11 protein-coding genes and 1 pseudogene are annotated in these 11,987 nt (G+C 32.5%); 4 read left to right on the top strand and 8 right to left on the bottom strand.

What is annotated here, in order from left to right; genetic code table 11:
• Positions 1–109: 109 nt before the first annotated feature.
• Positions 110–499: a GtrA family protein gene (locus ACLHDF_RS31420; RefSeq protein WP_413922252.1), complete on the top strand. Its 390-nt coding sequence runs from the start codon at positions 110–112 to the stop codon at positions 497–499.
• 326 nt (positions 500–825) lie between these two features.
• Here the strand turns inward: ACLHDF_RS31420 and ACLHDF_RS31415 are convergent, their stop codons facing one another.
• The 6 genes from ACLHDF_RS31415 to ACLHDF_RS31390 all read right to left on the bottom strand — a co-directional run bounded on the left by ACLHDF_RS31415 (position 826) and on the right by ACLHDF_RS31390 (position 7,074).
• On the bottom strand, positions 826–1,842 hold the full coding sequence (locus tag ACLHDF_RS31415) for a glycosyltransferase family 2 protein (protein WP_413922251.1): 1,017 nt from the start codon (positions 1,840–1,842) through the stop codon (positions 826–828).
• Positions 1,843–1,854: 12 nt separating this feature from the next.
• Complete coding sequence (locus ACLHDF_RS31410) at positions 1,855–3,546, bottom strand: DUF6044 family protein (RefSeq protein WP_413922250.1); 1,692 nt, start codon at positions 3,544–3,546, stop codon at positions 1,855–1,857.
• Between the two features lie 213 nt (positions 3,547–3,759).
• The gene (locus tag ACLHDF_RS31405) at positions 3,760–4,332 is read right to left on the bottom strand and encodes a hypothetical protein (RefSeq protein WP_413922249.1); all 573 of its coding nucleotides are present in this window, start codon (positions 4,330–4,332) and stop codon (positions 3,760–3,762) included.
• 20 nt (positions 4,333–4,352) lie between these two features.
• Positions 4,353–4,919: a membrane-spanning protein gene (locus ACLHDF_RS31400; RefSeq protein ID WP_413922248.1), complete on the bottom strand. Its 567-nt coding sequence runs from the start codon at positions 4,917–4,919 to the stop codon at positions 4,353–4,355.
• Between the two features lie 664 nt (positions 4,920–5,583).
• On the bottom strand, positions 5,584–6,774 hold the full coding sequence (ftsW, locus tag ACLHDF_RS31395) for a putative lipid II flippase FtsW (RefSeq protein ID WP_413922247.1): 1,191 nt from the start codon (positions 6,772–6,774) through the stop codon (positions 5,584–5,586).
• Between the two features lie 42 nt (positions 6,775–6,816).
• Positions 6,817–7,074 carry a hypothetical protein gene (locus ACLHDF_RS31390; protein ID WP_413922246.1) on the bottom strand — a complete coding sequence of 86 codons (258 nt, stop codon included), beginning with the start codon at positions 7,072–7,074 and terminating at the stop codon, positions 6,817–6,819.
• 609 nt (positions 7,075–7,683) lie between these two features.
• On the opposite strand from ACLHDF_RS31390, the gene corA reads away from it, so the two are divergent.
• The 3 genes and pseudogenes from corA to ACLHDF_RS31375 all read left to right on the top strand — a co-directional run bounded on the left by corA (position 7,684) and on the right by ACLHDF_RS31375 (position 9,778).
• Positions 7,684–8,643 carry a magnesium/cobalt transporter CorA gene (gene corA, locus ACLHDF_RS31385; protein ID WP_413922245.1) on the top strand — a complete coding sequence of 320 codons (960 nt, stop codon included), beginning with the start codon at positions 7,684–7,686 and terminating at the stop codon, positions 8,641–8,643.
• 311 nt (positions 8,644–8,954) lie between these two features.
• Entirely contained in the window at positions 8,955–9,359 is a 405-nt protein-coding gene (locus tag ACLHDF_RS31380; protein WP_413922244.1) for a DUF4430 domain-containing protein, read from the top strand.
• A 171-nt stretch (positions 9,360–9,530) separates the two neighbouring features.
• Positions 9,531–9,778, top strand: a pseudogene (locus tag ACLHDF_RS31375) (HU family DNA-binding protein).
• A 96-nt stretch (positions 9,779–9,874) separates the two neighbouring features.
• Here ACLHDF_RS31375 and ACLHDF_RS31370 read toward each other — a convergent pair.
• On the bottom strand, positions 9,875–10,021 hold the full coding sequence (locus ACLHDF_RS31370; RefSeq protein ID WP_413922243.1) for a hypothetical protein: 147 nt from the start codon (positions 10,019–10,021) through the stop codon (positions 9,875–9,877).
• 361 nt (positions 10,022–10,382) lie between these two features.
• The gene (locus ACLHDF_RS31365) at positions 10,383–11,603 is read right to left on the bottom strand and encodes an esterase-like activity of phytase family protein (RefSeq protein ID WP_413922242.1); all 1,221 of its coding nucleotides are present in this window, start codon (positions 11,601–11,603) and stop codon (positions 10,383–10,385) included.
• Between the last annotated feature and the right edge of the window lie 384 nt (positions 11,604–11,987).

Raw genomic sequence — 11,987 nt, 5'->3', positions numbered from 1 at the left:
TACATTCTATAAACTGAATTAAAGCCTTTTTTTGGAGTTAGTATGCACTATAGAAATAAGTTAAGATTAAAACTTCATATAAATTTAAAGTAAGGGAGGTCTCTTTAATTTGAAAGTTGCCAATAAAGAAAGTATTCACTACTTAAAATTTTGTATCGTCGGGGGATTAAATACAGCTATTGATTTTTTCGTTTTTTCTTTCTTATCTTATGTAGGCGTATATTATATAGTAGCTCAATGCGTATCTTATGGGTGTGGTGTACTAAACAGTTATCTTTTAAATAGAACATGGACGTTTCAACAACAGGGTAAAAGGGAGAAGTATGAAATTCTCAAGTTTACTGCCCTAAATGTTTTTACTTTAATTGTTACATCTTTCTTATTAACTTTGTTTCATTATAGATTTAATATATCACTTCCTTACAGTAAGGTTTTAGTAACGATTGTTAGCGTGGGGTTAAACTATATAGGTACTAGGTTTTGGGTTTTTAAACCATAAAAAAAATAAATGATTAACGTGCTCTGAAGGAAAAGTGTAAGAAACAGTAAAATAGCTATACTTTAATTTTTTATTAAATAGATAAGAACTTCATTACATAACGAAACAAGCATATCTTTGTAGAGATGCTTGTTTGTCTTAGATTGATGCAAATTATTCATTTGAATACTTTTTAAAAGTGTCTAATAAGTGCCAAAACAAAGCCTAGAATGAAACTAAAAATCCATAGTATCGAATTGTCATGTGAAAATAAAAAATATTTATAAAAAAGAAAGAATTGGATTGGGTATATATAATCTATACACTTTATTATAAGAAAAGCTGATTTAGTTGAACTCTTCTTTAGTTAATAAACTTTCTTCTGCGAACGTTGACACCCCTAATCTTTCTGTATATAAGTCAATATCAACCGCATAAGGAGGCCTCTTTTTTACTTCTATAAATATCTTTCCAATATATTCTCCTACTACTCCAATACTTATTAACTGTATGGCACCTAACAGCCAAATAGAGATAATTAGAGAGGTCCAGCCTATACTCGTGTTACCTAATAACTTTTGAATAAACGCATAACCACCTGTAATCACACTTATAAAAAATAATAAGCAACCTAAAAGAGTAAAGGCTCGAATAGGAACCACACTAAATGAGGTGAGGCCATTAAAGGCGAAAGAGACCATCTTTTTCAAAGGATATTTGGTTTCCCCGGCTAGACGTTCCTTTCGATTATATGTCACTTCTGAGGATTTAAATCCAATTAAAGGGACAATTCCTCTTAAAAACAAATCTGCTTCTTTATAACGCGAAAGTTCTTCAATCGCTCGCTTGCTCATTAAACGATAATCTGCATGGTTATAAATAAGGTTGATATTCAACTTTTGCATAAGACGGTAAAAACATAAAGCAGTATTTCGTTTAAAAAAAGTATCTGTTTCTCTGCTATCACGCACACCATATACAATTTCATCCCCCTCATGATACTTTAAGAGGAAACTTCGAATAACAGAAACGTCATCTTGCAGATCGGCATCAATCGAAATGACACAGTCCGATTTAGATTTAGCTTTCTCTAGTCCAGCAAGAAGAGCCTTCTGATGTCCTACATTGCATGATAGCTTTAGTCCTGTTACATAGTTATTAATTGTACTCTCCATCGCAATTAATGACCATGTCCGATCTTTACTACCGTCATCTACAAATAATATCTTGCTATAAGCTGAAATTAACTCTTCTTTCCTTAAATCATCTAAAACAGAGGATAATTGCGTAATAGTATCTTTTAATACTTCTTGTTCGTTGTAACATGGAACCACTATTGTTACTAAGGGCAGCGTTGGTTTCAATTTTTATACCTCCTACATTACTTGATACAAGTAAATCTTCCACGCAGATTCTTTATGATTAAATTCCTTCAAGAGCGAAAGGTTATTATCTTTCGCGTTCAGAATAGGGACCGATGAAAAGATATAACGACCACCCATTTCTTTAAATTGAGTCGTGTTTAACTGCAGATGACGTACTTCTTTTTTCTGATCTTTTCTGAACTCGTATGTTTTCCCAAGTTCATTGACAAAGATGTAACAACGGCTTCCCCATTCATCATAATATTTTTTTAATTGCTTATTTTTTTCTAACTCTTTTGCTATTATCTTTCGAAATTTATACTTGTATTCAAGGGGATATACATTGTTATATGTATCCAGGGTATAAAACCCATTGTATTGTGAAATAGCTGGATGGAGTCCAATACTTGCTACACGATACGAATCCTGAGGATCCCCTATATATTCTTTTATATCATTGAATTGCTTTGTAGCATAAAACTCCTTAAAAGAAGGAGAGTGAAAGTAATGGCCATAAAGAAGTTCTTCGTTAAACAGGAGAAGTGTTATAATCTGACTTATAATCGCTATAGTAGCTAGTTGCCTCCAAAACTTTCCTAGTGACCATAGAATATAACAGGCTAAGCTGAAACTAAGGTAGATAACAATAATACGTAAGAAGTGAAACCTCGCAAAGTTAAATGTATTTAAAAAACTGATCTTTTCTTTTAAAGGAATCCATAAATTATTAAACCAAAAAGCGTACCATATCGATAAAGCAACATTTAAAAGAAATAAAAAAATGAATAGTTTGTTATGTTTTATCTTCCTTTTAAAAGCTAATAAAATAAGGGTCAAAAATAATATTGGAAGAATAACATGCGTATGAACAGTCATAGCATGTGTATGCCCTATGAGAAAGTTTTTAAGTGAAAGGCGCATAGAGTGCCAAAAATCGTGTCTTGATGATATAAATTCCATCCTATGATTTGGCTGTTCTGAGAGAACCATTGAATAGACCAGGCGATATTCAATTAAAAGGTAAAGGGAGGTCATAAAAATAAGGCTGAATAGAAATGGCCAATTCCAGCTTTTCTTTCTAATCAAGTCGTAAACCCATAAAAAAGAAATAGCGACTAAAAAGAAAAAAAAGCCAAGTACAAAGCTTGAATAAAAGGGTAAAAGGAAAAGAGCGACCCATTCTTTCCATGAAAAATCTCCAGAACGGATATTCAAAAATGCCCATAAAGCAAGAGGGTATCCTAATGTACTTAACATGCCTGAAGGCCAAAATGGGGTAAGTGCAAATGCAAGTGATACACCAACACGAACAAAGTGGGCACCTTCGTGTTTAATAAAGTGCTTCTTCAATAGTAAATACATTCCACCAAAAGCAACTAACCGAGTAATAGTTTGGCTTAAAGCGTAAGCAGTCATAGAAGGAAAGAGAGCGTGAAGCCAAACTATCCCACTGAATGCCGTCCCGAACGCATCACGAGGCAATCCATTGATAATTTGAGGAATTGTAGAGTGAAGGCCCCCAAATATCTGACCACTTTCAGCCAATACCTTATACCAAGCAATATTAGAATCTAAATTATCATGAACACGTATGTGAGCATTTTCTCCTAATACATACATAGGAAGAAAATAAAGAAAAAGCAACACAAGTGCACTAATAATATAAATTTTCTCTTTTTTCTTCTCTGTGGTAGTCATTGTCATTGCTTACACATCCATTAAATTATATTTTAGGTGTATTGACTCTGTTTGATAATTCTATTCATACCAATTATCATTTTATTAATATTTCCCTTATTACAATGAAAATGTATGTTAGAGAAAGATTTTGAAATCAACATGAGACCATGCGAATAAAACTCCTTAATCATTAAGGAGTTTTACCATATACATGGAATATTGGGCGGTTAGTCAACTTTAAGTAGACCTTTTTATCTTTGTGCGCAATCCTGCCCATGCCCCTATAAGAAGGCCCCCTAAAGCATCTGCAATTAAATCAATCATTGTATCTTTATTTCCACCGCCCTGTAAAGTCATTCCGAAAAATTGATCTGAGCTAAATTCGTAAATTTCCCATATGACACCTCCAAGTGCAGCAAAAGAAAAGGTAAATAGAAAAACAAACCATGCTGATATATACTCTCCTGCACTTCGATGTATTAATCGTTCATATAAAGCGATTCCTGCAAAAGCAAGGATAGCTCCACTTATTAAGTGTAAAAATGTATCCCACCATCCTAATCCATACCAACCTAAAATTGAACCTAGGTACTGTGAACAAAATAAAAAAACTAAGTAGGAAATGATGATAGGCAAGTTAAATTTAAGCTTAGTAAAAAAAGCTAATAAAAGTGGTATTAATCCGCATACGAAACCACCTATTGAAACCATGGCCTTAAAGGATTCATTACTCACATAGTAAAATACTGCCAAACACCCCATGAAAATGACGTAAATCAAACTAAACAATATAACCAGCTTACGTTTCATTCCAACACCTCCTATATTATTTATAGTTTTTCTCGTCGTTTCATAGAATAAATAGCAATTAAAAGACCTGATATCATACCTATAATCATGTCATACATGGTATCTGTATTTCCTCCTGATTGCATAGTGTGAGTAAAAGTTAAATCACCTAAGAATTCATAAATTTCCCATAAAACTGTAGCATTCACTGAGATTGAAAGCACAAATAAGAAAATAACCCATTTGGAAATTCTAGCTTGTATCCGTGTAGCTATAAGTAGCTTATAAAGAGAAATCCCTACAAATCCCATAAAGATTCCTTTATAAAAGTGTAGAACAGCATCCCACCATTTAAAGCGATTATAAAAATCTTCAATTGACCCTAAAAATAGTGAGCAAAAAAGAAAAAGATAATACCCCACTATAATAGGAATAGGGAAGAGATTAACCTTCTTAAACAACAACAAGGTTGGTAATGCACTTGCCATCACGCCTCCCAATGCTACCTGCCAACGAGAGGAATCTCCTTTGATTAGATAAAAAAAGAGTAAAACAAGCATAAATATAATAAAAGATATACTAAGAGTTAAGGTTATTTTTAATTTCAAATTTCCACCTCATTTGTCTAAAATTCTTCTTCCAATAAAAATTATGTAGTTAGCTCTTAAGCTATAAGAAATCAAATTTTATCTATATTTTTTGATAAATAATAAAGGTATATACTCTTATTGGAAATTTCCCAAAATTATACTAGGTTATGTAGAGAACAAAAGAGCTTTCTTTACGTCAAAAGAGAAAAAACAGCTTAAATGCCTTTTGACTATACAAAGATAGATGCAGATAAGAGTATTTATGTAAACTAGCATTCCTATACGTTTTCATGAATATAGATAGGAGAATAGTGAAGAAAGGGAAGGTGTGAATGATAAGAAAGTTATCTATTCCTATTTTAATTTTAGTGATACTATGGACAATTATTCTTTGCCTAGAAAAACAAGTTATTGCGGCCTGTTTTCTATGGATCGTTTATAGCACCTTGCAGTTTTTTCGAAGGAAATAAGAAATAATTTTTATCCTTTAAATAAAGATTTTTAAGAAAGTATATGAATAGTACATAGGAGGATTTCTAATAGACCTTTGAATTCCTTTAGCAATACTATAAACTTAACCTCCTTACATAAACAAAAGACACTGGCTCTTAACCAGTATCTTTTGTTTATTATTTTATTTTATCCTCAATAATTTTTATAGAAATGTCATTCAAGTAAATCATTAGACGCTTTTCAATTCCCTTGAATCTTTTACTTTATTTTTGTATTTCTTTTCATATTTATTGAACATGGATATATTCGCTAGTACTCCTACAGCAAACAGAAGCAATGTAAGAGAAGAACCCCCATAACTTACAAAAGGTAATGTTACACCTGTGATAGGAAGAAGACCCGTTACTGCTCCTAGGTTAACGAATGCTTGAATGCCAATCATGACTGAGATACCGATAGCTAATAAGGCACCAAAAGGATCGCTGCACCTTCTTGCTATTTTTAGACCTTGCAAAATAATAAAAAACAGTAATCCTAATACAAGAAGTACTCCCCAAAAACCTAATTCTTCGGCAATAACCGCCATAATAAAATCTGTGTGAGATTCAGGTAGGTAACCGGCTTTTTGGACACCTTGTCCTAACCCTTCACCAGTTAATCCCCCAGTTCCTATAGCCAAGTAAGAATTAACCAATTGGTATCCATTCCCTTGTTGGTTTGCAAAAGGATGGAGAAAACCAGTAAAACGAGCTAAACGAACAGGTGAAAATACGGTATCTATATGTCCCGTTACTAATAAAACGACTAACATAACAAATATTCCTACTACTCCTAACAGAGCAATCTTTAACATCGATTTTTTTGAGATGCCTGAACATAACACGATTGCTGAAACGGTACCTAAAATAAGGAGAATTCCACCGTAATCGGGTTGTAAAGCAATTAAGAAACAAATAAAAAATACGATAAGGATAGGTGGAATAATAGCGCGCTTTAAATCATTAATATACTCTTGTTTATTCGCAAAAACAGCCGATAGGTATACAATAATCGTTAGTTTCGTAAATTCAAGTGGTTGTATTCTAATCGGACCTAGTATAAGCCAACTCTGTGCATTCCCGGCGGTATGTCCAAAAATAAGGACCAAAGCAAGAAGCGTAATCACTGTTACTAATAATATTTTTAATACTTTTTTTTCTCGATAAATTTTATAGGGAATAAAAGCAGCAACACAGAAAAAGAAGAAGCCTGCTATAAGAGCAAGTTTTTGCTTTTGATAAAAATAATCCCCTTCTACACCGTAACGACTAACCGCCGTTACCATACTAGCACTGTAAACCATAACTAAACCGATGAGGCTTAGAACAATTAAGGCTACAATAAATTTGTAATCATAACATTTTACTATTCTCTTAAACATAAAAACTCCTCGTTCCTTGCAAGTGTAAGATTCTTATTTTCATCATAAAAAAAAGATTCTTAGTAAATTATATAGAGTAAAAAGAATACTCAATAGTATAATAATAGTTCCTCGCGCTTTGTTCTTTCCGACGATATAATTATTTACACCGTGTAAGATAAAAGATACTGCAATAATAAGAACAGCTATATTGTACCAGTAATCGCTATCAAATAGCCAAGCTATACTCATACAAATAACCAATACAATCAACGTTGCATTTCGAATTCGATTATCAATAAAAATTTGTGCGTATTTCATAAAAATCTCCCATTACTATGTCTTTTATTATATAGAGTTACGTTTTATTCTTTCCTCTCGGTCTCACCTTATTAACTTATATACTTCTTAGATGTTCCTGTTTTTAAGATTAATAATCCTCTTTCTTCCAAAAAGTTAGGACATATAGAACATTTTGGTATATAATAAGTCGTTTTGGATGTTTTAATTATAGACATTAGGATAAAGAAAACAATAAAAAACGAATCCTTTCTTTTTTATGCAATTAGTTATTATACAGCTAAATTGATTTTAGTACTTTTTGTACCTGATTAAAATATGAAGAGAGACTTATTACTCTTATTTAGTATTCTCACACTTAAACGTGAGAAATAAGGAGAATTACTATGTCATTGACTACTATAGATAATTTCTTTCATTTCTTAATACTGGATATCATTCTTAGTTTCCTCCTCCTTTGTTTTATTATTTTTCTAGATAAATATTTTGGGAAAAATAAAGATACAAGTGAAGAAAAGAGAAGAAAATATCAGAAAGATTTTATTGCCTTGTTAACAGTCGGATTAATCATTTATTTTATGTAACATACTATACAATAGAGAATCATTAATCATATGGAGGAGCAGCAGTATGATTCGAACAATCGCTATTACACAAGACTTACATGTCAAAGAAGATGTACCCCTTGATCACTTATCTGACCCTTCAATTAAGTGGTTCTGGGTAGATCTTGCCTCTCCATCTGAAGAGGAAGCAAAAGTGTTAGAGACGTTTTTCCACTTTCACCCTTTAGCTATCGAAGATTGTCTTCACTTATTACAACGTCCTAAACTTGATTATTATGAGGGTTACAGCTTTTTAGTTCTTCATTATTTAAATAGCAACACGTTAGATGTTGAAGAAGTAGATTTATTTATTGGAGAAAATTATTTAGTAACCTTCCACTTTAAACCGGTACTCAGTATTGAAACAGTACGACAACGCCTTTTACAGCATCCTAGTGGATTTAATAAAGGAGTGTCCTATATTGCTTATGCGGTTCTCGATCAATTAGTGGATGATTACTTCCCAATTGTGTATGAAATTGAAGATAAATTAAATGAAATTGAAAGCAGAGATGCCAAAAAATCAATTGCTCTACTGATGAATGATGTTTTTGATATCCGGAGTGATTTATTAAAGCTCAGAAAAACCATTCTTCCTATGCGTGATCTGCTATATCGAATTATTAATTCTGAACGTTTACATATACCTGCGGAGCAGAAAGCCTATTTCAATGACATCTATGACCACTTGATAAAATTAACAAGCATGGTGGAAGCCAATCGAGATATGACATCAGATATGAGAGATAATTACCTTTCACTTAACGCCAATCGGATGAACTCCATTATGATGACATTAACAATTATCTCCTCTATTTTCATCCCCCTTACATTTGTTGTAGGGTTATATGGGATGAATTTTGATCATATGCCTGAACTTCACTGGCACTACGGGTATTATATTGTTTTAGGAATTATGGCTTTAATGACAATCGGTATGATTCTCTGGTTTAAACGAAAAGGCTGGTTTAATGTAAATAAATAATATCAATAAAATGCTGACTTATCTTCTAAAGAATGTGGCTGCTTTTTTAAGTAGTTGTTACGTCTTTTTGTTCACGTAATATGAGTTATTAGGAACCTTTAAAAAGAGTTAAAAAATAGGGCTTTTAATTTCTAATTAAAAGCCCTATTTTTTAAGATTTTCTATAATTTACATTGTGGTAACTAAGTTCGTATATGATATTCATTAGAAAAGCAGAAAAACTCCCCTAACACACCAGGGAGTTTTTTCTGTTGTGTATCAAACACTGATCTATATTTAAAATTTATAATTATCACTAAAGTGCTCATAATATGAAAAATACGTTAAAAGGAGATTCAAAAATGCTTATTAAAAAGATATTAATATCTTTACCACTATTCCTTTTTTTTGTTTATTCCCCTACACACGCATTAGAGATGACGAGTACTTTTAGGATTGTAAATGATAAAAACGAGACGATTACTTTGAAAGAAGTTTCATTTCAAGAAGGTGAGACACTATACGAAGTAACAAAAAGGGCCTTCAATATAGAAGAATCCCAAGGGAATATTATATCTATAAATGGTATCCATTCAATTCCAAAGAAAAATATACATTGGGCTGTTTTTGTAAACAAGAATTTTATAGAGTTAGGTTTAGATGAAGTCACGCTCAATGAAAATGATGATGTAGTATGGGCTTTGAAAAATTGGAATAACCAAGAAATTTTAAAGTGAATAACATAGAAAATTAAAACATCCTACAAAAAGAAGTTGGTTATTATTCCGACTTCTTTTTGTAAGTTATAATTTCCGATAACTCACATTATGTGAATTAAACAAATACGAAGTTTGACTATAAAGTAAGAGGATGAGGTGTTTGAATATGAATAAACTGAATTAGTAGATATAGTTGCAACAAAATATGAACTAACGAAACAGGATTCAAAAAAAACTGTAGATGCGTTGTTTGAAACGATTTCTAATACGCTTGCCCAAGAAGAAAAAATGCAATTAGTTGGATTTGGTACATTTGAAATACGTGAGCGCGCAGAGCGTACAGATCGTAACCCTCAGCAGGTAAAGAAATGACAATTCCGGCTTCAAAGGCTCCTACTTTTAAACCAGGAAAAGAATTAAAAGAGGCCGTTAAATAAATATGCCTTATAATCAAGCCCCCTCTAGAGATAGACTTCTAAAGGGGGCTATTTTTCATGGTGAAAAACCTCTAAATACCTACACACAAATATTATTTAATCAAGATTTCTATTTTCTTGTGTCGTCTTAGAGTTGGAGGTAGGCTCTTTGCCAAGTCTAGGTTTCCAATGTCCTAACTTGTTTTTTAAGTAATCCTTTAAAAAATCACGTTTCTTTTTTCGTCTTTTATCCCTGTTTTTCATAAGGACTCACCACCTTTAGGTTACTTAATAGATGCAATTTCTCCTTATTATTATAATTATGTTGAAAAATCAACTCTTTATGCTAAATCTTTAAGTAATAAGTAGTTCATCTTACTAGTAAAAGGTACACTATTAAGTACTGTCTTAATCTATAATAATAAAGAAAGAAGGTTAATATTTATTAACCTTCTTTTCAAACTGACTAGAAACCTTTTAAGTTCTCGTTAGAAAGGATTGTATGATTTCGTAGAAGAGGCATCCCTGTTCTCAGAGGTAGAAACTTTCCCTTTAAAGTTATTTAGACCTACTGTATGAAACTAACACCCTATGTTTCTAGAGAGTATTTTTTGCACTAGAATCCCTATTTTGGCAATATTTCAAACGCTAAGAATTGGGTTACTTGGTTACGATTGAAATTGTCATCTGAAATTAGAACTAAACTGTCATGTCCATTTGGGAGCTTTGGTCCCCAAGATATCCCTTCGATATTGTCCAGTACCGATAAACCTAATGTTGTCAAATCCAGAACAAGACGCTTTTTCACAGGTTTAAATTTTTGTCCTTGTAATGAATGAATGTTACTAATGTCACTAGCCCCGCGTGTATCTAATTCATAAATACGAATATAATTTTTAAATGTTCCATCCGCGCTTTGTACACCAGAGCGTTCAATAGTTAGAAGTTTGTGTTTATTTACAGATAAAATTTCTGATACTCCGTTATCTGCATACTTACCAGGGCCAGGCTTCGCCGGGATGGCATCAATAGGATATGCATATTGTGCTAATAGCTTTCCCTTACGGTCATATCGTGTAATTCGTGAAAGCGCCCCATTAGTTGTTGTAGGTACAGGCCCATCTTGATATAAAGGGGCTTCCATGGAAACCCATAAGGAATTACCGTCGTTTGCAAAGGTGATTCCTTCAAAAGTTAAATTATCACGTGGTCCATTCTCGTGTTCTGGTATCATGTTAAATTGTTTCGCTAAAGGTAAAGTAGCCAAATATTTCCCTTCCCCATTCGCATGCTTTATGAAAGGATTTAAGCCAAGAGAACGGCTCCCCTCACTTGTATACCAAATACTTCCGTCTTTTGGATCTAGACGTATGGATTCAAAATCTGGTACTTCTCCTCCCTTTAGGGCATATTGCGTTTGATTAGGATAGTTTGTACCATCGGCTTGTTTTAAAAAGTTCATTTCTGTCAGTTTAACCGAATCAAAATTCTTATTATCGTAGTTCAATTGAGCTGTATAAAAACGGGCAGGACTGTTATCCGATTTATCATCACTTATCATCATCCATGTACCTTGCCTATCGTTATAGGAAATTCCTGATAACCCTCCTACAATGGTACCTTGAAATTCTTTCTTAAAAGGGATCCTTTGCTCTCCAATCATTTTTAGGCTTCCAATATTATGTGTTTCTTTTATATTGTATTCCCACTTTTTATTTTGGAACGGTTGACCAGCTGTTTCTTTATTATTTTTAGCTGCATCCGCAGGAGTAGATATAGCTAAAAAGGAACCTAATGCCATAACACTTAAGACTTTAAAACAATTGCCTGATTTTTGCTTATTCATAATAACCTCCCGAATTTTTAAAATGAGATGGGACACATATAATACGATAGCAATCAGACGTGAATTTTTATTTAAAGGAACATTAATCCATTGTAAAGTTAGTTTGAGTAAGTATGTATCTCATGATACATACTTAGAAGATAGCCTCATTTGACTGTAGAAATAATTAAAGGATTGTTTACCTCTGATGATTTACAAACCCTATTTCTTTATAAAAGTTTGTACTGCGAGTATTCCTCTCTATTTCATTACACCCGTTTCCCATTTTTTATCTTATAACCCCTTTTCTTAAGAAAGTCATAATTCTACTTCCTTATAAGCCTCTTCTTTTTATTTGAGGGTACCTATAACGGTGATTATATTAACTAAAAATATATAAGATAT

Origin of the sequence: Priestia megaterium (genome assembly GCF_046599315.1) — a bacterium.
GTDB classification, from domain to species: Bacteria; Bacillota; Bacilli; order Bacillales; family Bacillaceae_H; genus Priestia; species Priestia megaterium_F.
The sequence above is the reverse complement of the archived record's forward strand: the minus strand, read 5'-3'. Positions and strand labels throughout refer to the sequence as shown.